Raw genomic sequence first — 23718 nt, 5'->3', positions numbered from 1 at the left:
CATCAGGCCCGGCGGGCCCTCTTCACAGCGGGTCAGTCCTGCGGTCCGACCATGCGGTTGACCAGCCGTTGCACCGTGGGCCCGAACAGAAGGATCACGATGAACGCGATGGGCCAGCAGAACGCCCAGGACGCCATCCAGTCCGCCAGGGTGGTGGGGCCAAAGCCGATGGCTTTCACCGTTGCGATGCCGGTCACGATACAGGACATCATACCAGACATGATCAGGCTGAACACGGCGCGGGCGTAACGGGCTGGGATCATAAAGCGCATCCTTCAGACAGGGACGTCTTCATCTGCGGGATTTTTGTCCAAAAGGCCATAGTTCAGGCGCGCATCCAGCCGAAACTGTCCGGGGTTCGGGCCGTTGACGGCGTGTATTCGGCGCTGACCCAGCCGGAATAGCCCGCATTTTCGAACGCAGAGAACAGCGAGGCAAAATCCGTTGGCCCACGACCGGGTTCGGATCGGTCCGGGGCGGCTCCGATCTGGGCGTGGACGACCCTTGGGTGGAAGCGGTGCCAGATATCCAGCGCGTCGCCGTGGATCATATGGGCGTGGAAGCTGTCATATTGCAGGCCGACATTGGGGCGGTCGACGCGGTCCAGAACCTGAACCGCCAGATCATAATCGTTCAGAAAGTAATCGGGCTGCGAAACCGGGTTGAGCGGTTCGATGGTGAACCGCTGCTGCGGTGCAAAATCAGCGGCCCATTGCAGGTTCTCGATGAAACAGGCCATGGCCTGCGGCCCCGAGGCATAGCCGGACATGATGTGGATCAGCTTTGGGCGCAGCACCCCGGCATAGCGCAGAACCCGGCGGATGTCGGACCGAAACCGATCCTCTCCGCCCGGAACTGCGGCGTAACCCGGCTGACCGCCGGTGTAATTCGGCGGCGGGGCGTTGATCAGAACCAGTTCGAGCCCGTTGGCCAGCAGCGCGCGGCGCGTTTCCTTGGCGGCCAGATCGTAGGGGAACAGAATCTCGACCGCTTCAAATCCGGCCTCGGCAGCGGCGGCAAAGCGGTCGAGATAGGGCAGCTCGGTAAAGAGCAGCGAAAGATTGGCGGCAAATCTGGGCATGAGCGGTCCCGGTCGTCTGGTGGCCGAAGCTTAGCGGGCAGGCCGGATTCAGGAAAGGGACTGAAAACGACAGATTGTCGAAAATCGGCCAGATCGCCTTTTGCGGATCGGACAGGATCGGGGCAATGCGGCGAATCATTTTAGCGACGCCGTGCCAACAAAAGGTTTGAACAGAATGGCCCTGAGCCCTGATCCCGTGCGCGGCAGCCCTGTTGCTGTGCCCTATGGACGCAGCCCCGCCCTGACCGGCAACGGTCTGGCGGTGGCGTCCATGCTGGCATGGGCGGCCGGGTTTCCGGCGGCCGAGGTCTTGCTGCAAACCTGGCCCCCGGTCGCGCTGCTGGCGGCGCGTCTTGCCTTAGCGGTTGTGATTTTGGTGCCGCTTTGGCTGCTGATCGACGGTCCGACCCGGGTTCTGCGCGCGCGCTGGGGCCATGCGCTGTTCGTCGGGGGTATCGGCTTTGGAAACGGAATGTTCCTGCTGGTTCTGGCGCAAAAGCTGACCGATCCTGTCACGGTTGCCATCATCGCATCCTGCGCGCCGCTGGTGGCGACGCTGATGGAACTGATGACCCGCACCCGCCGGTTGCGGTGGAATTTTGCGCTGGGCGTTGTGGTTTCCATCGTCGGAGGTCTTATTGCCACCAGTGCCGTCGCACCTGCGCAGCTTGGCCTGGGGGCGGCCTGCGCGATTGCCTCGACAGTGTTGTTCTGCTGGGCCAGCATGGCCACCGCCCGCGATTTTCCGGAACTCAGCCAGGTTGGGCGCGCAACCATTACCTTCATCGGCGGCTTGGCCATGGCAGGCCTTCTGATCCTGGCGGCAAATCAGTTGGGTATGGACGTCATGCCCTCGGCGCCGGTCGATGCCCAGCAGATGGGCATGCTGGTGATCTATGCGCTGATCGCCATGTCGCTGAGCCAGGTTCTGTTCATCGCCTCCGTCGGCAAGCTGGGGGTGGCGCTGGCCTCGTTCCACATCAACGTGGCGCCGTTCTATGTGATGGTGATCATGGTGATGCTGGGGGATGAGTGGAACTGGACCCGAGCGCTGGGCGCGGCGATTGTGGCGCTGGCCGTGGTGCTGGCGCAGGACCGGAAATCGTCACAGCCCGTTTAGCGCCTCGGCGGCAATCAGCGGAAAGAACTGTCCGCCCGACCAGACACCGAACCAGCCATCATGTTCGGTTCCGATATCGACAAGGCGGTAAAAGCTTTTGCGGTCGATGCGGGCCTCGAGGTTTGCGCGTATCAATATATAGGGCGCGGGCTCGTCTGTTTCGGGATGGGTTACAACGCGGATCGGGTGATCGGGCCCGGCATCAGCGGTATCGCCCACATGCGTCGTAAACGTCAGCGTCTGACCCTCACCGTCCCCGCTGCAATCGAAATCGACCGCCACAAAAGGCGCGTCTTCGACGGTGATTCCCACCTTTTCCACCGGCGTGACCAGAAAATACTTGCCGTCTTCTTTCTTAAGAATTGAGGAAAAAAGCTTCACCAACTCGAACCGGTTGATGGGCGAGCCTAAATAACTCCAGGTGCCATCTTTTGCGATCCGGATGTCCAGATCGCCGCAAAACGGAGGATTCCACAGGTGAACAGGGGGCAAACCCCGCGTTTTGGCAGCTTTGACTGATGCAGCCAGACCATCTGGCGAAGGTTTCACAGGTTTTTGTCCGCTCATTGCTTTTGCCATTTCCTCTCAGCGCGATACACTTCAAACATAATAGTCCACGGAAGGGAAAGTCATGACCGAACCCGCCGACCTCGTGTCCGAGATCGAAGCGCTGGAAAACAAGCTGCAAGAGGCCAAGTCCTCGATCACCCGCCGCTTTATCGGGCAGGAACGGGTTGTCGATCTGACCCTGACCGCGCTGTTGTGCGGCGGGCATGCCCTGCTGATCGGTCTGCCCGGTCTGGGCAAGACGCGGCTGGTCGAGACACTGTCGACGGTGATGGGGCTGCATGGCAACCGCATCCAGTTCACGCCTGACCTGATGCCCGCCGATATTCTGGGGTCCGAGGTTCTGGATACGGCTGACGATGGCAGCCGCCATTTCCGCTTCATTTCCGGCCCGATCTTCTGCCAGCTGCTGATGGCGGATGAAATCAACCGTGCCAGCCCCCGGACGCAATCGGCACTGCTGCAGGCGATGCAGGAACGCACTGTGACCGTGGCGGGCGAGGATCGCTCGCTGGGTGTGCCGTTTCACGTGCTGGCGACGCAGAACCCGATTGAACAGGAAGGCACCTATCCGCTGCCCGAGGCGCAGTTGGACCGCTTCCTGGTGCAGGTCGATGTGGAATACCCCGACCGCCAGACCGAGCGGGACATTCTGCTGGCCACGACTGGCGTCGAGGAAGAAGAGGCCCACCAGATTTTCACCAAAGAGGAATTGCTGGCCGCGCAGGTGCTGCTGCGGCGCATGCCGGTGGGTGAATCCGTGGTCGAACTGATCCTCGATCTGGTCCGCGCGTTCCGCCCGGAAGAGGCGGGTGTGTCCGAACGTGTCGCCGAAACCGTGGCCTGGGGCCCCGGCCCCCGCGCGGCGCAGGCGCTGATGATGACAGTGCGGGCCCGCGCGATGCTGCAGGGGCGGCTGGCCCCTAACGCCGAGGATGTGCTGGACATGGCACGCCCGGTGCTCAGCCACCGGATGGCGCTGAACTTTGCCGCGCGGGCGCGGGGCGACAGTCTGGCTGACCTGATCGAATCCACCGCTGCCGGTCTGATCCGCACTGAGGCTGCGGCGTGAATGCGGCGCTGACCCTTCGCGAAAGATCCGAGGCCGAGGCGTCACGGCTGCCGCCCCTGCTGGCGCGCGCCGAACATCTGGCGGGCACGGTGCTGCTGGGCGATCACGGGCGGCGGCGATCGGGGATGGGTGACGATTTCTGGCAATACCGCCCGGCCCAGATCGGCGACAGCCGCCGGATGATCGACCACCGCCGCTCGGCGCGCGGGGATCAGCAGTTTGTACGCGAACGCGAATGGCAGATTGCCCAATCCATCATGCTTTGGGTCGATCAGGGCGCGTCGATGCGCTTTGCGTCCGACAAATCCCTGCCGACCAAGGCCGATCGCGCCCGGTTGCTGGGGCTGGCCACCGCCATCCTGCTGGTGCGCGGCGGTGAACGCGTCGGTCTGACCGGCACGACCCTGCCGCCCCGGCGCGGCAACGCGCAGATCATCCGGCTGGCGCAGGCCTGGTCCGAAGATGAGCAGGCGGACTATTCCCCGCCCGAGCATCGCGCGATGATCCCACATGCACGGGCGGTGTTCATCTCGGATTTCCTCGGCCCGATGGATGAGGTCGAACTGGCGCTGACCAAGGCTGCCGACCGCGGCGTGCGCGGCGTGATCTTGCAGGTGCTGGACCCCAGAGAAGAAGACTTCCCCTATCGTGGGCGCACCATTTTCGAAAGCGTCGGTGGCACGCTGCGGCACGAAACCCTCAAGGCGGGGGAATTGCGCGAGCGGTATCTGGATCGCCTCGCCCAACGCAAAGACGCGCTGACCCAACTCTGCCGCGCCACGGGCTGGCGGTTGGGGCTGCACCACACCGGCGACAGTGCGCAGGCGGCCCTGTTGTGGCTCTACCATGCGCTGGACGGGGGAACGCGATGACGGTTCTGGCGGGCATCGGCTTTACCGCACCGTGGGTGCTGCTGGGTCTGCTGACCCTGCCGATCCTGTGGCTGATCCTGCGCGCGGTGCCGCCGGCACCGATCCGCAGGCTGTTCCCGGCGGTGACGCTGCTACTGGGGCTGAAAGACGACGAAAGTGTTTCCGACCGCACCCCGTGGTGGCTGTTGCTGCTGCGCATGCTGGCGGCGGCGGCGATCATCATCGGGCTGGCCGGGCCGGTCCTGAACCCTTCGCGCGATCGGACCGGATCGGGGCCGCTCTTGCTGGTGCTGGATGCCAGCTGGGCCGGGGCCACGCGCTGGTCGGCGACGCTGGATCAGATCGACGCGCAACTGACCGAGGCTGGCCGTGCTGGTCGCCCGGTCTCGATCCTGCGCCTGACCGAGCCGGAACCGCCGGTGTTTCAGTCGGCTGAGGCATGGCGCAGCCGCCTGCCGGGCCTGACCCCGAACCCGTGGCAACCGACCGAGGCGCAGGCCTCGCAAGTCCTGACCGTATTGGACGCGGTTGAGGGCGGGTTCGACACCCATTGGTTCAGCGACCGGCTGGGTTTCGACGGGCATGACCGGCTGGTCCGTGCCCTGCAATCGCGCGGGGACGTGACAGTGTACCGCGCGCCCTCATCCGCGCTGGCGGTGTTGCCCGCTGTCTATCAGGACGGGGTCATCCGGTTGACCGTTCTGCGCGCCGAACCGGGGCCGATGGATACCGTTACAATCTTGGCGCAGGGCCGCGACCCGGCAGGGACAGCCCGCGTGCTGCAATCGGCCGAGGTGAGTTTCGAAGCCGGCGCGACCGAGGCGCAGATCGACCTTGCCCTGCCCTCGGAACTGCGCGCCCGGATCACCCGGTTCGAGATCAGCGGCCAGCGCTCTGCCGGGGCGGTAACGCTGACCGATGACAGCTTGCGCCGGCGCGAAGTTGCGCTGATCGCTGGCACCCTGAACCGCGAAGGGCTGGAGCTGCTGTCGCCGCTGCACTACCTGACGCAGGTGTTGATCCCCACAGCCGATTTTGTCGAGGGCGGCTTGCTGGACGTGCTGCCCGCGAACCCCGACGTGATCGTCCTGTCCGATGTGGCGCAGATGTCCGACACCGAAGAGGCCGGGCTGATCGAATGGGTCGAACAGGGCGGTCTGCTGCTGCGCTTTGCCGGTCCGCGCATGGCCGCCAGCGATCTGGGCCGCGACGAAGAAGACACTTTGCTGCCCGCCCGTCTGCGCACCGGAGGCCGGACGGTGGGCGGCGCGATGAGCTGGGGGGAGGCCAAGACCCTTGCGCCCTTCCCCGAGACCTCTCCGTTCTATGGGTTGCAGATCCCGGATGATGTAGTGGTCTCGACGCAGGTCATGGCGCAACCAGACCCTAATCTGGCGGATCGGGTGATCGCGTCGCTGTCCGATGGCACCCCTCTGGTCACGCGCAAGGCGCTGGGGCTGGGGCAGGTGGTGTTGTTCCACGTCACGGCGGATGCGGAATGGTCCAGCCTGCCGCTGTCCGGGCTGTTTGTCGAAATGCTGGACCGGTTGGCGGTGGCCTCGGCTGCGAAATCCCGTCAGGTGGCGCAGTTGCAGGGCACCACGTGGGAGCCGGTTCAGATCATGGACGGGTTCGGCACATTGTCCGATGCGGGTAATCTGGCAGGGGTGGATGGTGTGCAGCTTCTGTCCGGCCAGCTTGGTCCCGATCTGCGTCCGGGTCTTTATGAAAGCGGCAAGCAGAAACTGGCGCTGAATGTTTTGGCCGAGGATGCGGTGCTGCAACCGGCGGTCTGGCCCTCGGACGTGCCGATCAAGGGGCAGGAGGTTACAACCGAAACGCCTTTGGGTGGCATCCTGCTGAGCCTTGCGCTGATCCTGCTGACGGTGGATGTGATTGCCTCGCTGGCCCTGTCCGGGCGGCTGGGTCTGGCGCGCGCAGCGGCGGTTGCGATGGGCGCAATGATGCTGGTGCCCGAGGCGCAGGCGCAAACCCCGGATGAGACCGATTTTGCACTGGCGGCAACGCATGAGCTGGTTCTGGCCCATGTGCTGACCGGCGATGCGCAGGTGGACGATATCGCGCAGGCCGGGCTGCGCGGGCTGGCGCAGACGCTGTTCTATCGCACCTCGGTCGAACCGGCCGAGCCCATCGGCGTCGATCTGGAGCGCGACGAGCTGGCGTTTTTCCCGCTGCTCTACTGGCCGATTACCCCGGATCAGCCGCAACCCTCGACCGAGGCTTATGCCAAGCTGAACGCCTATCTGCGCTCGGGCGGGATGATCCTATTCGACACGCGGGATGCGGATATCGCCGGGTTCGGCACATCAAGCCCCAATGGCCGCAAGCTGCAGCAATTGGCAGGCCCGCTGAATATCCCTGCATTAGAGCCGATTCCACGCGATCACGTGCTGACCCGTACCTTCTACCTGCTGCAGGATTTCCCGGGCCGTTACGCAGGCACCGAGGTCTGGGTCGAGGCTGCACCGATGGATGCGGAACAGATCGAAGGCATGCCGTTCCGCAACCTCAACGACAATGTGACGCCGGTGGTGATCGGCGGCAATGACTGGGCAGGGGCCTGGGCCGTGGACCGCAACGGGCAGGCGCTGCTGCCGGTCGGGCGCGGCTATGCGGGTGAACGCCAGCGCGAGCTGGCCAATCGGTTTGGGGTCAATCTGGTGATGCATGTGCTGACCGGGAATTACAAATCCGATCAGGTGCACGTGCCCGCCCTTCTGGACAGGTTGGGACAATGACAGGAACCGTCATCTTTGACCCGCTGATCCCGTGGCCCGTGCTGGCCATCGTGGCGGCCATTGCAGTTGCGGGCATCCTTCTGGCCCTGTGGCGCGGCTTGTCTGGCTGGGCTTTGCGGGGGCTGGCGGCTCTGGTCGTGATCGCGGCCCTCACTGGCCCGGTCTATCAGGTCGAAGACCGCGCGCCGCTGACCGATATCGTCCTGATGATCGAGGATGAAAGCGCCAGCCAGACCCTGGCCGACCGCGCTGATCAGACGGCTGAGGCCGCCGAGGCCTTGGCCGCCGAGATCGAATCCCGCGACAACACCGAACTGCGCCGCATAAGCATCGGCGACAGCGACGGGGATGAGGGCACGCAGGTCATGGCCGCGCTGAACGCCGCGCTGGCCGAGGAACCCCGCGCCCGCATCGCCGGTATCCTCGTGGTGTCGGACGGCATCGTGCATGACGTTGAACAGGCCCCCGACCTGCCCGCGCCGATGCACCTTTTGCAAACCGGGCGCGACAGCGACTGGGATCGCCGCCTGATCGTGCGCAACGCCCCGGCCTTTGCCATTATCGGCGAACCGGTGACCCTGACCCTGCGCGTCGAAGACAGCGGGGCCGCCCCTGCGGGGGCCACAACCGCGCCGCTGGAAATCTCGGTCGATGGGGGTGAACCGGACCAGTTCAACATCCCCATCGGGCTGGATGTCGAATTGCCGATCACGCTGCCCCATGGCGGGCGCAACGTCATTCAATTCTCGGTGCCGCAGGCCGAGGGCGAGTTGACCGACCGCAACAACACCGCCCTGATCCAGATGAACGGCGTGCGTGACCGGCTGCGGGTGCTGCTGGTCTCGGGCGAGCCGCATCCGGGCGGACGGACATGGCGCAACCTGCTGAAATCCGACAGCTCGGTTGATCTGGTGCATTTCACCATCCTGCGCCCGCCGGAAAAGCAGGACGGGGTGCCGGTGGATGAACTGTCGCTGATCGCATTCCCGACGCGCGAGTTGTTTCTGGAAAAGATCAATGATTTCGACCTGATCATCTTTGACCGCTACAAACGGCGCGGCATTCTGCCCGCGATCTATCTGGACAACGTCACCAATTACATCAACGACGGCGGGGCCGTGCTGATCGCCGCCGGTCCCGATTTCGCCACCGCCGACAGTATCTTCCGGTCGCCGCTGGCCCCGATCCTGCCGGCCCAACCCTCGGCCCGGGTGATCGAGGAACGCTATGTGCCGATGGTCAGCGATCTGGGCCATCGCCACCCGGTGACGACCAATCTGGGCGATTCCGAGGATTGGGGCGCGTGGCTGCGGCAGGTCGACGTAAAGCACCGCTCGGGCGAGGTGCTGATGACGGGTGTGGATGAACGCCCGCTGCTGGTTCTGGACCGTGTGGGCGAGGGGCGCGTTGCCATGCTGGCCTCGGACCATGCCTGGCTATGGAGCAGGGGCTTCGAAGGCGGCGGTCCGCAGCTGGAACTGCTGCGCCGTCTGGCCCACTGGATGATGAAAGAGCCCGAGCTGGAGGAAGAGGCGCTGTGGGCCGAAGCCAACGGCCAGTCCATGCGCATCATCCGCCAGACGCTCGAGGATGAGGTCGGGCCTGTCACCGTCACCCGCCCGAACGGCGAAACGCTTGAGGTGACGCTGGATGAGGTATCGCCGGGCCGGTTCGAGGCGCAGTATTTCGGCCCCGAGATCGGTCTCTACCGCCTGCAGGAGGGCGACCATATGGCGGTGATCGGCCTTGGTCCGGCCGCACCAAAGGAATTCGAGCGCACCATTGCGACCGGGGATGTTCTGGAACCGGTTCTGGCTTCGATGCGGGGTGGTGTCATTCGGCTGGAGGACGGGTTGCCCTCCATACGCAACGTCCGCGCCGGGCGTCCCGCTGCGGGGCGCGGCTGGATCGGGCTGACGCCGCGCAACGCATACGAGACGCGCGATGTCACGCAGGCCGGGCTGTTGCCGCCCTGGCTGGTCCTGCTGCTGGCGGGGGGCTTCCTGCTGGGCGGCTGGCTGCGTGAGGGGCGTCGCTAGGGCGCTTTGCGTTTGATTTGAATCGAAATGCGCTGCCTCTCTCTTCGGTCGACCGCGCATTTCGATAGAATGGCTCAGATAAAACGCAAAACGCCCTAGTCGATCCGCACCGAGACGCGATCCGACCGGCCCTGCGCATCGACCACCACCAGCGCGGCAAATCCGGAGCCGGGATTGGGAATTTCGAACTCGCGCCGGCGCTGGCCGGTCAGAACCGGAACCCCGTCGGCCAGAACCGAAAACGGCCCGACACCACCGCGCAGTTTGACGGTCAGGGGCGCGCCATTTGTCTCTAACACAGCGCGATCCGGGGGAAACAGCAGGTCAGGGGCCGCCGGGTCGGCCTCAAACGCGGCATCACGCGGGCGGAAGCGTTGCAATGGCTGCGGCAATTGCGCCGCGCCCACGATCAGGGTCGCGGGCGGCGGGGGCGGCAGCGGGTCCAGCGGGGGTTTCAGATGTCCGAAGGCCTCAAACAGCAAGGGCGCGGCAAGATCGCCTCCAAACGCGCCCGGAACCGGGGTCCCATCGGCGCGGCCCAGCCAGACACCGATCACGTGCCGCCCGTCAAAGCCAATGGCCCAGGCATCCCGGTGCCCGTAAGAGGTGCCGGTCTTATAGGCCAAGCCGCTGGTCGGCGCGCCGGGCGGCGGCGACAGGCCGGCAAGGATATCCCCGACCTGCCAGGCAGAGGTCTCGGACAGGATGCGCTTGGTTGTCACGGCGTCCGCCAGCATGTCAGAGTGCAGCGTCGGGCTTTGCCCACCTGCCGCCAGAGCCGCGTAAAGCTGGACCAGATCGTGCAGGCTCAGACCCACACCGCCCAGCGATACAGCCAGCCCCGGCGCGCCGCCGCTCAGGCGCGGGTCGGTCCCGGCATCCCGCAGCGCTGCCATCACCCGCGCTGGGCCCAACTCATGAGTCAGCCGCACGACGGGGATGTTCAGCGACATCTGCAGCGCCTCGCGCACCCGTACATCACCTCGGAAAACGCCATCGAAGTTGCGCGGCGCGTAGCGGCCAAACATCACCGGGCTGTCGCTGATCAGCGTCTCGGGATGGGCCAGCCCCTGATCGAAGGCCAGCCCGTAAACCAACGGCTTCAACGTCGATCCCGGCGAGCGCAGCGCCCGGGTCATATCGACGAACCCCAGCCGTGCGTCCTGATAGCCTGCCGACCCGACCGAGGCCAGAATCTCTCCGCTTTGGTGATCCGCCACCAACAGCGCGCCCGAGACATGGGGGCCAGCGCGCGATGCCGCTTGGGAAACCAACGGTTCAAGCCGGGCCTGCAGGTCTGCGTTCAGGGTCAGATCGTGTGTGCTGGCCTCGGGGTGTTGGCGTCGCGCGCGCTCGGTCAGATGCGGGGCAAGGCGGGGAAAGGGGTTCATCTGCGCGGGCATCGCTTCGGTCAGTGCGCTGCGCGTTTCGGACGCCGACAGAACCCCGTAGCGCTGCATCCGGCCCAGTACGCGATCCCGCGCCTTGCGCGCAGTGTCAGGGTTGCGGTCGGGCCGCCGCGCCTCGGGCGATTGCGGCAAGGCAATCAGCAGCGCAGCCTGCGCCGGGGTCAGACGCGCGGGGTCCTTGCCGAACCACGCGCGGGTTCCGGCGCGGATGCCTTCGAGATTGCCGCCATAGGGCGCATGGGTCAGATAGAGGTTCAGAATCTGCTGCTTGGTCAGCCGCTGCTCCAAGGCCAATGCGACCCGGATCTGGCGGATTTTGCCACTCCACCGCCCGGTTGACCCGTCCTCGATCAGCCGCGCGACCTGCATGGTCAGGGTCGATCCGCCAGAGACAACACGCCCGTTCCAAAGCGATTGCCCGGCGGCGCGCAGCATCGCAACCGGATCGACGCCCGCATGGGTCAGGAATCTCTTATCCTCATACCGGATCAGCATATCGGTGAAGGTCGGATCGACCGCGCCGGATCGCATCCGCCAGATCCCGTCCGCAACCGGGAAAACGCGCAGCAGGCTTCCGTTGCGGTCGCGCATTTCGACCGATGTCTCGGCCAGAACCGGGGGCAGGACGGTCGCATCCACCCACTCCTCGGCCCGGTCCCGCGCAAATCCGGTCAGGTAGAGCAGCCCCGCAAGGGTCAGCAGCCAGCGTGCGGGTCTAGGCATCGACCCATCCCTCCCACAGATCCGGGTAGTGGGTGACAAAGCCCGAGGGGTGAACGGTCAGCTCGGTCTTGTGGTTTGCCGATGCATACAGAACTGTTTCGTCGCTCAGCCGCGTGTAGACCTGATCAAGCTGTGCCACCGACCCGAGATCCGGCTTCAGCCAGGCCGCCTTGACCGGAGCGGCCCCCCCTTCTGTAAGGGCAAGCCGTCGCAGCGGCAGCAGATTGGTCGCGGGGGTAAAGCTGAGGTCAAGGTCGGTGCATTCGGGACCGCAGGCCTGTGGCGCGTCGTTCAGAACCCAGCCGTCATCGCTGCGCAGCAGCCGCAGAGCGACCTCGCGCCCGTCCACCTCTCCGCCGATATCGGCCGACAGGCTCTGCCAGTCCGGGGCACAGCGCACGTCATAGGTCAGGACGCTATCGACGCCTGCGTCATGCCAGATCGCCTGTCCGACCAGCATCCAGCCGTGATCCAGCCGCGACAGGGTGCAGCGGTCGGTGCCTTCCCGGTCCAGACGCCGCCAATGGGCGGTGGCTATGGCGGTTCTGCCAGTCATCTGACCACAACGCGGCCTGTGTCGGTGCGGGCGCGGTTCTGCGGGCGGTACATGTCCTCGACCGATGCGGCCGGGTGGTGGAACTCTCCGGGCGTGACTGCGCGGGCCACATAGGCCAGCGTCACGGTGCGGCGGTCGGTCAGGTCGATTGCGGCCAGAAACCGGTCCGAGCGGAACTCGGTATGTGTGGCCTCCGACAGGTCGAGCCAGTCGAGCGACCGCACATCGCCCGAGCGCAGCAGGCTGGGGTTGTCGATCTCGATCCCCGCCGCCAGCGGGTCGTCCACCATCAGCCGCGCGCCGCCAGTCTCGAACGGCGTGACCGTCAGAACCGTCACGAACCGGTCGCCGACGGTGAAAGCGGACGGGTCAAGCGGTTCGCCTTCCATCGAGTAATAGGCGCGCTGGATCGCGTATCCGGTGCCACCCGCCGGCGGCGCGGTTTGTGGGATGCCGGTGACGGTCAGGGTGATGTCCGTGGGGCTTCCACTTGCGGCGGTGATGTTCAGTTCCTCCGCATCTGCGCCGTCCAGAACCTGCACAAAGGGGCCATTTACCGGCGCGCCATTGACCATCAGGCCCGACCCTGCGGGGTCCGAGACCAGCGCATGCGCTGCCAGCAGGGACCACGCGGCCTCCTGCGTGGACAGATGCGCGCCGTTTGCGGCAACGCGCTGGACCAGAGCGTCGCGATCCACCGCCTCGCTTCCGGCATCCACGGCTAGGGTCAGCAGCCCGGCGGCATCGCGAAGGTTTGTACCGTAATCGGCGCGCCAATAGGTCTGGGCCTGATCGGGCTGCCGGGCCAGCATTTGAGCGGCGCGGGCGAACATGCCATCGGCGCGCCTCTGATCGCCATAAGATGCCAGCGCCGCACCGAGTTGGGCGGCGGCGAGGGGCGTGTCGAAGGCGTCGCCCTTCACATCCGCATAATAGCGCAGATCGCCCATGGCGGCTGCCCCCTCGCGCGCCAAAACCATCAGCGCATAGGCGATGTCCTGCCCGCCCTTGTCGAAATCGGGCGCATAGTTGATGCGGTTGCGCAGGTTGTCCATCGCCTGCGCAAAAGCGCGATCCGGGACGGCATGCCCCTGCGCCCGTGCGCGTGACAGGAAGTCGGTCACATAGGCGTCCAGCCAGAAATCACCGCTGCCCGCGCGCCACAGGCCGAATGCTCCGTTCGAGGCTTGCCGCGACAGGATGCTGCGGATCGAGGTGCCGATGCGCTGATCCATCTCCGGTCCGTCGCCCAGCCCCGTGGCCTGAGCCACCGAAGACAGGTATAAAAGTGGCAGCGCCTGGCTGGTGATCTGCTCGGTGCAGCCATAGGGGTAGCGATCCAGCCGGTCCAGCAGGCCGGGCGTGTCAAACTTTGCCAGCGGTCCGGCAGACAGGATTGCTTTGGCCGAGCCGGGGCGGAACCCGTCAAAGACATCCTGCGAGAACAGGAAACTGTCGCCGGAACCCAGCGAAAACCGCCGGGTTAGGGCCACAACCGGGTCATTCTCGCGCACCGGCATCCGCAGGGTTTGTGTCAGGTCGCGCCCGTCCGGCGTGGTGATGGAGACGCCGATTTCGGGATCGCCGACCGCAATGGCGCGGATCGGGATGTCGAACACGGCCTTACCGCCTTCTTCCAGGGCAAAGCTGTTGGGGACCTCCCCCAACTCCAGCCCGCGTGACGAGACCAGCCCTAGCGCCATCTCTCCGGCGGCGCCATCGGCATGGACAATTTCCAGCAGCATGCGGCTTTGATCGCCCGGGGCCAGAAAGCGCGGCAGGCTGGCGGTGACGACCACCGGATCGCGGACGATCATCTCGGCCTCGGCCTGCCCCACCGCCGCCCGTGACCACGCCACCGCCATCAGGCGCACGGTGCCGTTGAAGGCGGGCAGGGGGATATCGACCTCGGCCTCTCCGTTTGCGTCAACCTGCACGGGGCCGCTGAACACGGCCATCAGGTCCTGTGTCGGCGGCGGAGATTGCCGCCGCAGCCCGTTATCGGCGTCGCCGCCGGAGCGGACCGTGCCCATCGCGCCATTCATGCCGTCGATCAGGCGGCCATAGACATCGCGCAGGTCGACGCCCAGCCGTCGCTGGCCGAAGTAATGCGTCTGCGGATCAGGGCTTTCAAATCCGGTCAGGTTCAGGATACCCACGTCCACGGCGGCCAGTGTCAACCAGACCGGGTCGCCTTCACCTGCGTTTTCGACCCTGATACGGGCTTTTTGCGTCTGGCGCGGGGATGTGACGGCTGGGACGTCAATCGTCACATCCAGCTTGCGCCCCACCGGATCAACCGCGGCATGGGCCACGCCCAGGGCCCGCGCGGGGTTCTGCCCGGCAGACACATCCATGGGCCGGATCACCGTCGCAGTGACATAGGCCCCGGTGCCCCAATCCTGTGTGACCTCGATGGGGATCACGGTTTCGCCTTCGGGCACCTCGATCATCTGGCGCTGGATCAGGCGGTTCGACAGAACCTCGATCTGCGCCACCCCCGCCATACGCGGGACGATGCGCAACTGCGCCGTGTCGCCTGCACGGTAGCTGTCGCGGTCCAGCGACAGCTCCAACCGGTCCGGCGTGGTCGAAGTATCACCGCCCTGATACCAGCCCGCGTAGAAATCCACCGCCGTTTCGGCATAGGCGCCACCCACGCTTTGCACCACCAGCTCATACCGGCCCCAATCGACCGGTTGGGTCAGTGTCAGCGGGTCGGCGGTGAAATCGACCTCACCCGTGGCGATGCGCGTGCGGCGCGTGGTGGGTTCCCAGTTCCAGTTGCCGTACAGCTGATACCACTGATAGCGCGTCTCGACCCGGTTCAGGGTCCAGCGCAGGCGCATCGGGCTGGGGGTCAGATCAGGCGACAGGCCGACGATCTGGAACGCGGCCTCGGTGCCTTCGGGGATCACATCGTCGAACAGGCGTTTGACGCCGATCACCGGTTGCGAGGGCTGGACAGGGGCGACCAACCTGCGCTCCACCGGGCGGCCCGATCCGTCGGCCAGACGGGCGATCACGGTGGCCTCAACGGGTCTGCCTTCGGTCTCTAACAAAGGAATTTTTACCGCAACCGTGGCCTGACCGGCGGCATCCGTGCGGGCATCGCCGAAATAGGTGCTCTTGGTCTGAATATCCGCGTCATAACGACCGAAATGGTAGCCCTCGAATCCCGGAACGCTGTCGGATGCACGGGCGATCATCTGCCCGTCGATGCTCAGGTCCGCGCCCGGCGCGCCAAACAGATACCGCGCGTCGATCCGCAGGGGCGGGCTGTCGCCGGGGCGAAGGGGCGCGTCGGGCAGGGACAGGGTGAAATCAATGCGTTCCGGCAGGAAGTCTTCGACCAGCACCGTTTGCCGGGCCAGAGCATCGCCCTTGGGATCGGATTTGACCTCTATCTTCCAGGCCCCGCGCGGCACGTCGGCTGCGACAGGCAGGGCAAATACATGCCCCCCGGCAACGCCGCCATCCGAGACGAAGCGGCGGTATTCCACCCCATCGGGGCGATACAGAATCGCGGTCAGCGGCAGGCCGTCGATGGCCTGCGCCTCGGCATCGCGGGACAGGGCGGTCAGGTGGATCACCTCACCGGCGCGATAAGCGCCCCGGTCTGTGGTCAGGAACACATCGACGGGGCCCGCAGGCGCGCGCCCCTCGACCCCGCGATCGGACAGGTCAAAGGCCGGGTCGGTCAGGGACAGGAAGCTGAAGTCCCGATCGCCGTCGGCGGCCATCACCAGCGCCGGCGCACTGGCCCCGGTGCCGCGGGTCAGGCCGGTTTCGAACCTTGCATAGCCGGTGGCATCGGTCAGTGATGTGGCGATCACCGCGTTGGCCTTGGACACCAGAGAAACCTCGATCCCCGCGCGCGGCAGGGCGTCGTGCAACCCGCGCACCGTCACATGCAGGCCGTCGGTTCCAAGCGCCGTGCTGACGCCCAGATCGGTCAGCACGAACCATTGGGTCGCGCCGGGATCGTCATAGGGATCGGCCCCCGGAACCCGCGCGGTCAGCGCATAGATACCGGCGGGCTGGTCCGTGATCGCCTCGGCCATCGGCAGGCGGGCGGTCATGGTCTGGTTCAGCCGGGTTGGAACCTCGGCGGTGCCGGTCCAGATATCCTCGGCAATCTCGTCCGAAAACTCCCGCTCTTGCCACTGGCTGAGCGGGCGGCCAAAGAAATCCTGTTGCACCGCGCGCAGCAGGTTGCGGTCACTGACGCGCCGCAGGGTCAGGTCCAGTTCCGACAGGTTCACGGTCTCGACCGGCAGGGCAGCGTCGGCGGATTTGGGCAGCACATAGCTGCGCCCCGGAAACCGGACTGAGGGCGCGCGGTCGCGCACGTAATGGGTTAGGTCCACATTGCGGTTCAGCACCTCGCCCGAGGCCGCAGGCAGGCCCGCGCGCAGGGTCAGCCGGTACCGCTCGCCATGCGCCACACCATCGACGCACAGGCCCGAGCCGTCGACCTGCACGATCAGCCCCTCAGCACTGCGCTGCACGAAGGGGTCGTAATCGACCCCGGCCTTGACCAGAGGTTCCGAGAAGGTGACGCAGATGCGCGGGGCCTCGGCATTGCTTTCCACCGTGCTGTCCAGCACCCGAAAACCGTATTTCCCGATGGCATCGTTCAGCGCGGCCAGCACATCCTCGCGCGGTTGCAACTGTTCGGCCAGCCGCAGAACCGGGATCATATCCCGGCCACGCTCAACCTGTTCCAGCGCTTCTGCAAGGGTCATCAGCGCCGCGACCTGCGCGCCTTGCGTGTCGGACCGCAGATACCCGTTGATCGCCGCATTCAGCGCGCGGCCGCGCAGGGCGCGTTTTTCGTTCCAATCCGACGGATTCATCGCCAGCAGCAGCCGTGCATATTCGACCCACAAATCCGGCGCATCGCTGAGCGACACGGCAACGCCTGTCCACTGCATCGCCTGCGTCACGTTGCCTGCACTACGGGCTGCATCCAGAACGGTTTCCAGATCATACCCGCCTGCAGGATGGAAAAAGCCAAGGTCACGCGCTTGTTTTTCGGCCTGACTCAGGTCGGCGGCCCGCAGGATATCCAGCGCATCTGCCTGCGTTTTTCCCAATGTTAGGGTCGATTCAGGCGTCAAGGCTTTGCGGGCAGACAGCGCGCCCTCATATGCCTCCTGACGGTTCACCCCGCTTTTGGGAAAACACGCATTGGACCGGGAATTGTAGGTGAAGGCGGTGCAAAGGTCATTGGCCGAGCAGGCCTGAATGCAGGATTTCAGGTCCGTATCGAACAGCGCATCCAGATCCGAGCCGTAAAAATCCGCATCCCGCGTGGCGATATAGCGAAACTCGGGCACTGCGTTTTGCGCCCAGACGACTGCGGGAAGAATAAGATGCAGAAAAACGTAAGTAATTGAAATCAGGGCAAAGCGGTGCATTGCGGCCTCCTCTTTGCACTCAGCCTTGCATGGCGCGCGCCGGTTGCGCAACGGCTTAAACACTTTTTCACGCTCTGCCGCGATGGTGGCCGCAGGCTGATCCGGAATCGCGAAAAAATGAGTCTTGCAAACAAATTGGCACAGGAACGACGCGCGCGGCTGGCGGCTGAGCGGTTGCTGCATCTGAAACAGGCGGAACTGTCCGCCGCCAACCGCAAGCTGGGCCGCCACGCCATCGCTCTGACCAAACGCATCGGTGAAACCCAGGCCGAGGTTGAAACCGTCCGGGATGAGAACGAAAAGGTCAAATCCGATCTGACCGAAGCCAATGCCAAGATCGAACTGGCCGAGCGGCGGCTGTGGCACTCGATCCAGACCATTCAGGACGGGTTCGCATTCTTTGATGGCAGCAGCCAGCTTATCAGCGCCAACGCGGCCTATCTGAGCGTGTTCGAAGGACTGGATGAGGTCGCGTCGGGGATTTCCTACCCCCGCATTCTGGACCTGCTGACGACCGAGGGGATCGTCGATATCGGCCCGGAACCGGCGGCGGACTGGCGGGCCAGAATGCTCGACCGCTGGGCGCGCCCGAACCCACCGCCGGTGGTGATCCAATTGTGGAACGGTCACTATATCCGGCTGATCGACCAGCGCGGCAACAGCGGCGATGTGGTCAGCCTTGCGCTCAACATCACCGCCTCGGTCCGGCATGAGGCCGAGCTGAAAGCCGCCCGCGAACGGGCCGAGGCCGCAAACCGGGCGAAATCGGCCTTTCTGGCCAATATGAGCCACGAGATACGGACCCCAATGAATGGCATTGTCGGGATGACCGAACTGCTGTCTGAGACGCCCATGGACGAAGATCAGCGGCTTTACGTGAACACGATCCGCAACTCGGGCGAGGCGCTGCTGGTCATCATCAACGACGTTCTGGATTACTCCAAGATCGAGGCGGACAAGCTGATCCTGCACCCCGAACAGTTCGATCTTGAACGCTGTATCCTTGAGGTCGCGATGCTGATGCAGCCCAGCGTGCGCGAAAAGGGGCTGAACCTGCTGGTGGATTACGACCTGTTCATGCCGACGCTGTTCATGGCGACCCCGGGCGCATCCGGCAGATTCTGACCAATCTCATGGGCAATGCGGTCAAGTTCACCGCCAGGGGCCACGTTCTGGTGCGGGTCACGGGCGTGCCGCATGCCGACCGGCAAAGCTGTGACATTCATGTGGCGATCGAAGACACCGGCATCGGGATCGAGGCCGACAAGGTCGCGGATATTTTTGGCGAGTTCAATCAGGTCGAGGATGAGCGGAACCGCCGCTTTGAGGGCACCGGGCTGGGTCTGGCCATCACCAAACGCCTCATCACCCTGATGGGTGGCACGGTCTGGGTCGAAAGCGAACCGCGTCAGGGCTCGTGTTTCGGGTTCCGGGTGTCGCTGCCGATTGCCGAAGGGGCCCAGCCCGCACCGCCGGATCTGGCCGGGCATCTGAGCCATGTCATGATTGTCGAGGATATGGTGGTGAACCGCGCCATCCTGACCAAGCAACTGGGCCGCCTTGGCGTCCGGGTCACGGTCTGCACATCGGGCCGGGACGCGCTGTCGCAGATGAGCGCCTCTGTCGATCTGCTGCTCTGCGATCACGATCTGCCGGACATGGATGCGCTGGAACTGGCAACCCTTCTCAGGGATCGGGGGTGGGCGGACCTGCCGGTGGTGGTGATGTCGGCCAATCCGGCTCTGATCCATGCAAACCCGGCCCGCCAGTTGATCGAAGGCGTGCTGCAAAAGCCGATCTCACGGGCCGAGCTTTATGCAAAACTGAAAACGTTCAAGAGCCCTGCAAGGCAGCCGGGGGGGCAGGACGATCCCGGCACGCCCTCTGAACCGCCGGGCGCACCCCCCACAGGCCAACGCCTGACGCGGGTGCTGGCCGCCGAGGACAACCGGACCAATCAGTTGATCCTGAAGAAGATGGTCAAGGACCTGTCCATCGAGTTGCGCTTTGCCGATAACGGGATCGAAGCGGTCGAGGCTTATCGGGACTTCGACCCGGATCTGATCTTCATGGATATCTCGATGCCCGGCATGGACGGCAAACAGGCCACCGCCGAAATCCGGCGGCAAGAGGTCGAGACCGGGCGGCACGTGCCGATTGTGGCGCTGACCGCCCATGCGCAGGCCGGTGACGATCAGGGCGTGTTGGCCGCCGGGCTGGATCACTATATGACGAAGCCGCTGCACAAGAACCTGATCCATCAGATGATCCGGCAGCATATGCCCAAGGAGGCCAGCCCGTTGACTGCAGAGCCTGAACAGGCGGATTGAGGCGTATTGCGTTTGTCTGAGGCAGTTCTATCGAAATGCACGGTCGGCCAATGGGAGAGACGGCGTATTTCGACTCAGATCAAGCCCAAAGCGTTTTGGGTTGAGCGGAGGTCAAACATCCGCGAATTCCGCCCTCGCGCGCCTTGGGCGAGAGTGCCATCCGCTGTGCTGATATGCGGGTGATGGGTGCGTTCCACGAACGCGTCACCGGACTTGAGCGTCTGCACCGGGATCACGACGTGGCAATGCCACATTGCCGAAGGGTTTGGCGTGTACATGCAGGGTCTGGCCTTGTTCCATCCCAGCGCAAGGCCGTGCCCCGGTCTGCATCCGACCAGCGAAACGCAGCCTGTGACCGGTAAGGGTCGTATCAGCCTTAAAACGCCCCGCCCTGCCAGTTGCGGAACAGGGGAAAGTGGCGCGCTGGTATGACGGCATCGGACAACCCTACAGGGTTAAGACCCGGTGGCGGGATTGGCCAGCGCCGGATACTAACCTCGGACCAAAAAGGCAAAACGGCCACGCAGGCCCCCTGCGACCCGTCGCTGTCGGATCAGGCCTGATAGGGGCGCACGAAAACCGGTTTGTCCTCATCCGACAGGTCGGGGCGGTATGCGTACCCGCCGGTGTCGAAATCCAGCAGGCCTTTCGGGTCGCTCAGGCGATGCTGGATGATATACCGCGCCATCGCGCCCCGTGCCTTTTTGGCGAAGAAGCTGACGATTTTGGGCGTGCCCGCCTTGTCCTCCATAAACACCGGCGTGATCACCCGCAGGTTCAGCGCTTTCAGATCGACCGCGCCGAAATATTCCTGACTGGCGCAGTTGATCAGCACATCGCTGCCAATCTCGCCGGCCTGCGCGTTCAGGGCTTTGCTCAGCTGATCGCGCCAATATTCGTACAGGTTCTTGCCGCGCCGGGTTTTCAGCCTGCTGCCCATCTCAAGCCGGTAGGGCTGAATCGCGTCCAGCGGGCGCAGCACCCCGTAAAGGCCGGACAGGATGCGCAGGTGGTCCTGCGCCCAGGCCAGCTCCTCGGCATCCAGCGAGGCCGCTTCCAGACCCTGATACGTGTCGCCTGCAAAGGCCAGCGCGGCGGGGCGGGTGACGTCCGTGCCCGGCGCATCGGAAAACGCGCGATAGCGGTCGCGGTTCAGGCGGGCCAGATCATCGCTCAGGTCCATCAGCTTTTTCAGATCGCCCAGTGTCAGGTTGCGGGCGGTTTTCGACAGCCGGATCGCGTCGTTCTGAAAATCGGGTTGCGTGATCGCAACGTCGCGTTCGGCCCAGTCCAGCCGTTTGGCCGGGGAAATCACTGTCAGCATATCCGCCCTCGTTCCTTGCCTGTTGGCTGCTACCTAGCCCGCCTGCCGCAGCACGTCCAGAAAGGCGGCCCCGAACCTTTCGTGGCGGCGGTCGCCCAGCACCTGCTCCATCCCGCGCGGATCATCGCTGCGCAGCTGCGCCACCTTCGCCAGTTGCGAGGCGGTGCAGGTCAGCGGTTTGTCGATGCCGTCGGGCCCGCGCGCCAGATCGTTCTGAACGGCCAGCAACTGGTCATAGATCTCGCCCTGTTCCCGGCCCGCCAGCTTGCGGCGAGCGGGGTGGACCGCTTCGGCCTCTCCGGCGATCACTTCCAAGAAGGTGTCGCCATAGCGTTCCAGCTTTTTCGCGCCCACGCCGCCGATCCGGGCCATGTCGTCCAGGGTCATCGGGCGGGTCTCGGCCATTTCGATCAGGGTGCGGTCGGGGAAGATGACATAGGCCGGAACCCGCTGGGATTCCGCCAGCGCGCGGCGCTTGGCCTTGAGCGCCGACAGCAGCGGCGCGTCTTCCTCGGATACCATGGCCTTGACGGCGGGGCGGCGGGTGGCTTTGCGGATGGTATCCTTGCGCAGGTCGATCTGCGCCGCGCCTTTCAGGATCGGCTTGGCCGCCTCGGTCATGCGCAGCGCGCCGTGGCGGTCGGGGTCGGGGCGGACCAGATCGTGGCCCATCATCTGCCGGAAAATCGCCTGCCATTGCGGGCGCGACCAGTCTTTGCCGATGCCGTAGGTCGGCAGGTTGTCATGGCGGCGGGCGCGGATTTTGTCGGTCTCATTGCCCAGCAGGATGTCGATCAGATGGCCCGCGCCGAACCATTCCTCGGTGCGCAGGATGGCGGACAGGGCCATGCGGACCGGGGTGGTGCCGTCGAACACTTCCGGAGGCGTGTCGCACAGATCGCATTTGCCGCAGGGCGCGGCCTGTTCACCGAAATAGCCCAACAAGGTCTGGCGGCGGCAGACCAACGCCTCGGCCAGACCCAGCAGCGCGTTCAGCCGCGCGTGATCGGCCATGCGGCGTTCCGGCGGGGCGAGCCCTTCGTCGATCTGGGACCGCCGCAGGCGGATATCGTCGGGGCCGAACAGGGTCAGTGTTTCCGCAGGGCCGCCATCGCGCCCGGCGCGGCCGATTTCCTGATAGTACCCTTCGATGGATTTGGGCAGGTCCGCATGGGCGACCCAGCGGATGTCGGGCTTGTCGATACCCATGCCGAAGGCCACGGTGGCGACGACGATCAACCCGTCCTCGCGGGCGAAGCGGGTCTCGACGATGCGGCGGTCTTCGGGGTCCATGCCGCCGTGATAGTGGCAGGCCGAGTGCCCTTCGGCGCGCAGGGCTTGCGCCAGCACCTCGGTCTTGTTGCGGGTGCCGCAATAGACGATGCCGGATTGCCCTTTTCGGGCAGAGGCGAAGTCGAGGATCTGCTTGCGCGGTCCGTCCTTGGCACCAAAGGCCAGATGGATATTGGGCCGGTCGAACCCGCGCAGGAATTTGCGCGGCGCGGTGCCGTCGAACAGTTTCTCGACAATCTCGTCTTGCGTTTCTGCATCCGCCGTGGCGGTGAAGGCAGCCAGCGGCACGCCCAAGGCGCGGCGCAGCTCTCCGATCCGCAGGTAGTCGGGGCGGAAATCGTGACCCCATTGGCTGACGCAATGGGCCTCATCGACTGCAATTAGGCTGACATTGATCCGGCGCAGCATACCCAAGGCCGACCCCGCGGCCAGACGTTCGGGGGCCATGTAGAGCAGCTTCAGGCGTCCGGCCTCCAGCGCCTCCCACACAGCGTCGGTTTCCTCGGGCGTGTTGCCCGAGGTCAACGCCCCGGCTTCAACGCCCGCTTCCTGCAATCCGCGCACCTGATCGCGCATAAGGGCAATCAGCGGCGAGATTACCACCGTCACCCCGTCGCGTAAAAGGGCAGGCAGCTGGAAACACAAGGATTTTCCGCCCCCGGTGGGCATGATCGCCAGCACGTTTTCGCCCGAGGTCACGGCATCGACAATCTCTTCCTGCCCAGGGCGGAAGGCGTCGAATCCAAAGACGTCTCGCAACAAGGGTGCGGAGTCGAACATGCGTCGGGAGGCCCTGTATTAAGGTTTATCTGCTCTTAAGACAGGACAATCACATACTAAGATTCGGTGAACAAGAGGTCAGACGAAATAGACCGCATTGTTGATCAGGATGATCCGCAGCGCGTAAACCGCAATCAGAACGACCAGAGGCGTCAGATCCAGCCCGCCCATATTCGGCAGGATACGGCGGATCGGGCCATAGATAGGCTCTAACAAGCGGTTCAGCCCGTACCAGATTTGCGCCACCAGTTGCTGATGCAGGTTCAGCACCTGAAAGTTGATCAGCCAGCTCATGATCACATGGGCAAGGATGATGAACCAGACAATGTCCAGGATCAGCAGCAGGATTTGGATCAGCGACAGCATGGGC

At 64.8% G+C, this 23718-nt stretch carries 15 protein-coding genes and 1 pseudogene; 7 read left to right on the top strand and 9 right to left on the bottom strand.

Annotated features, from left to right (window positions below):
* Nucleotides 1–32 precede the first annotated feature (32 nt).
* Together ACR0K1_RS16240 and ACR0K1_RS16235 are read right to left on the bottom strand one after the other, a co-directional pair.
* Nucleotides 33–263: a DUF2798 domain-containing protein gene (locus tag ACR0K1_RS16240; RefSeq protein WP_480851282.1), complete on the bottom strand. Its 231-nt coding sequence runs from the start codon at nt 261–263 to the stop codon at nt 33–35.
* A gap of 62 nt (nt 264–325) precedes the next feature.
* Nucleotides 326–1081, bottom strand: a complete 756-nt coding sequence (locus ACR0K1_RS16235; RefSeq protein ID WP_480612040.1) for a hydroxypyruvate isomerase family protein — start codon at nt 1079–1081, stop codon at nt 326–328.
* Nucleotides 1082–1256: 175 nt separating this feature from the next.
* Between ACR0K1_RS16235 and ACR0K1_RS16230 the strand changes: the two genes are divergently transcribed.
* Nucleotides 1257–2201 carry a DMT family transporter gene (locus ACR0K1_RS16230; protein ID WP_480612041.1) on the top strand — a complete coding sequence of 315 codons (945 nt, stop codon included), beginning with the start codon at nt 1257–1259 and terminating at the stop codon, nt 2199–2201.
* Here the strand turns inward: ACR0K1_RS16230 and ACR0K1_RS16225 are convergent.
* Nucleotides 2187–2768 carry a DUF1285 domain-containing protein gene (locus ACR0K1_RS16225; protein WP_480851279.1) on the bottom strand — a complete coding sequence of 194 codons (582 nt, stop codon included), beginning with the start codon at nt 2766–2768 and terminating at the stop codon, nt 2187–2189. The genes ACR0K1_RS16230 and ACR0K1_RS16225 overlap by 15 nt on opposite strands.
* A 64-nt stretch (nt 2769–2832) precedes the next feature.
* Between ACR0K1_RS16225 and ACR0K1_RS16220 the strand changes: the two genes are divergently transcribed.
* From ACR0K1_RS16220 to ACR0K1_RS16205, 4 genes are read left to right on the top strand one after another with little or no spacing between them, the layout of a single operon-like run.
* Nucleotides 2833–3840 carry an AAA family ATPase gene (locus ACR0K1_RS16220; protein ID WP_480612043.1) on the top strand — a complete coding sequence of 336 codons (1008 nt, stop codon included), beginning with the start codon at nt 2833–2835 and terminating at the stop codon, nt 3838–3840.
* Entirely contained in the window at nt 3837–4712 is an 876-nt protein-coding gene (locus tag ACR0K1_RS16215) for a DUF58 domain-containing protein (RefSeq protein WP_480612044.1), read from the top strand. Before ACR0K1_RS16220 ends, ACR0K1_RS16215 begins: the two co-directional genes overlap by 4 nt.
* The gene (locus ACR0K1_RS16210) at nt 4709–7471 is read left to right on the top strand and encodes a DUF4159 domain-containing protein (protein WP_480612045.1); all 2763 of its coding nucleotides are present in this window, start codon (nt 4709–4711) and stop codon (nt 7469–7471) included. The genes ACR0K1_RS16215 and ACR0K1_RS16210 overlap by 4 nt, the downstream gene beginning before the upstream one ends.
* Entirely contained in the window at nt 7468–9510 is a 2043-nt protein-coding gene (locus tag ACR0K1_RS16205) for a hypothetical protein (RefSeq protein WP_480851278.1), read from the top strand. Before ACR0K1_RS16210 ends, ACR0K1_RS16205 begins: the two co-directional genes overlap by 4 nt.
* Before the next feature lie 95 nt (nt 9511–9605).
* Here the strand turns inward: ACR0K1_RS16205 and pbpC are convergent, their stop codons facing one another.
* From pbpC to ACR0K1_RS16190, 3 genes are read right to left on the bottom strand one after another with little or no spacing between them, the layout of a single operon-like run.
* Entirely contained in the window at nt 9606–11642 is a 2037-nt protein-coding gene (pbpC, locus tag ACR0K1_RS16200; protein ID WP_480851277.1) for a penicillin-binding protein 1C, read from the bottom strand.
* Complete coding sequence (locus ACR0K1_RS16195) at nt 11635–12198, bottom strand: putative glycolipid-binding domain-containing protein (RefSeq protein WP_480612048.1); 564 nt, start codon at nt 12196–12198, stop codon at nt 11635–11637. Before ACR0K1_RS16195 ends, pbpC begins: the two co-directional genes overlap by 8 nt.
* Nucleotides 12195–17621: an alpha-2-macroglobulin family protein gene (locus ACR0K1_RS16190; protein ID WP_480612049.1), complete on the bottom strand. Its 5427-nt coding sequence runs from the start codon at nt 17619–17621 to the stop codon at nt 12195–12197. Before ACR0K1_RS16190 ends, ACR0K1_RS16195 begins: the two co-directional genes overlap by 4 nt.
* Nucleotides 17622–17738: 117 nt before the next feature.
* Between ACR0K1_RS16190 and ACR0K1_RS16185 the strand changes: the two are divergent.
* Both ACR0K1_RS16185 and ACR0K1_RS16180 read left to right on the top strand, forming a co-directional pair.
* Nucleotides 17739–19951: pseudogene (locus tag ACR0K1_RS16185) on the top strand (response regulator).
* Between the two features lie 428 nt (nt 19952–20379).
* Nucleotides 20380–20514 (top strand): hypothetical protein, encoded by a 135-nt coding sequence (locus tag ACR0K1_RS16180; RefSeq protein ID WP_480612051.1) that lies wholly within the window; start codon nt 20380–20382, stop codon nt 20512–20514.
* Here the strand turns inward: ACR0K1_RS16180 and yaaA are convergent.
* From yaaA to ACR0K1_RS16165, 3 genes are all read right to left on the bottom strand, one after another.
* Nucleotides 20505–21275, bottom strand: a complete 771-nt coding sequence (gene yaaA / locus ACR0K1_RS16175; protein ID WP_480612052.1) for a peroxide stress protein YaaA — start codon at nt 21273–21275, stop codon at nt 20505–20507. The genes ACR0K1_RS16180 and yaaA overlap by 10 nt on opposite strands.
* Before the next feature lie 33 nt (nt 21276–21308).
* Nucleotides 21309–23348, bottom strand: a complete 2040-nt coding sequence (recQ, locus tag ACR0K1_RS16170) for a DNA helicase RecQ (protein ID WP_480612053.1) — start codon at nt 23346–23348, stop codon at nt 21309–21311.
* A gap of 78 nt (nt 23349–23426) precedes the next feature.
* The gene (locus tag ACR0K1_RS16165; protein ID WP_480612054.1) at nt 23427–23714 is read right to left on the bottom strand and encodes a YggT family protein; all 288 of its coding nucleotides are present in this window, start codon (nt 23712–23714) and stop codon (nt 23427–23429) included.
* Nucleotides 23715–23718: the final 4 nt, after the last annotated feature.

It is taken from the genome of Ruegeria sp. F5, from assembly GCF_056533845.1.
This window is presented reverse-complemented; position numbering and strand designations above follow the sequence as displayed.

Bases quoted from the DNA above. Each gene is read 5' to 3' on its own strand.
- ACR0K1_RS16190 (WP_480612049.1), bottom strand. From the start codon at position 17,621: ATGCACCGCTTTGCCCTGATTTCAATTACTTACGTTTTTCTGCATCTT.
- ACR0K1_RS16230 (WP_480612041.1), top strand. From the start codon at position 1,257: ATGGCCCTGAGCCCTGATCCCGTGCGCGGCAGCCCTGTTGCTGTGCCC.
- ACR0K1_RS16240 (WP_480851282.1), bottom strand. From the start codon at position 263: ATGATCCCAGCCCGTTACGCCCGCGCCGTGTTCAGCCTGATCATGTCT.
- pbpC (WP_480851277.1), bottom strand. From the start codon at position 11,642: ATGCCTAGACCCGCACGCTGGCTGCTGACCCTTGCGGGGCTGCTCTAC.
- ACR0K1_RS16235 (WP_480612040.1), bottom strand. From the start codon at position 1,081: ATGCCCAGATTTGCCGCCAATCTTTCGCTGCTCTTTACCGAGCTGCCC.
- ACR0K1_RS16165 (WP_480612054.1), bottom strand. From the start codon at position 23,714: ATGCTGTCGCTGATCCAAATCCTGCTGCTGATCCTGGACATTGTCTGG.
- yaaA (WP_480612052.1), bottom strand. From the start codon at position 21,275: ATGCTGACAGTGATTTCCCCGGCCAAACGGCTGGACTGGGCCGAACGC.
- ACR0K1_RS16180 (WP_480612051.1), top strand. From the start codon at position 20,380: ATGACGGCATCGGACAACCCTACAGGGTTAAGACCCGGTGGCGGGATT.
- ACR0K1_RS16205 (WP_480851278.1), top strand. From the start codon at position 7,468: ATGACAGGAACCGTCATCTTTGACCCGCTGATCCCGTGGCCCGTGCTG.
- ACR0K1_RS16225 (WP_480851279.1), bottom strand. From the start codon at position 2,768: ATGAGCGGACAAAAACCTGTGAAACCTTCGCCAGATGGTCTGGCTGCA.
- ACR0K1_RS16210 (WP_480612045.1), top strand. From the start codon at position 4,709: ATGACGGTTCTGGCGGGCATCGGCTTTACCGCACCGTGGGTGCTGCTG.
- recQ (WP_480612053.1), bottom strand. From the start codon at position 23,348: ATGTTCGACTCCGCACCCTTGTTGCGAGACGTCTTTGGATTCGACGCC.
- ACR0K1_RS16220 (WP_480612043.1), top strand. From the start codon at position 2,833: ATGACCGAACCCGCCGACCTCGTGTCCGAGATCGAAGCGCTGGAAAAC.
- ACR0K1_RS16195 (WP_480612048.1), bottom strand. From the start codon at position 12,198: ATGACTGGCAGAACCGCCATAGCCACCGCCCATTGGCGGCGTCTGGAC.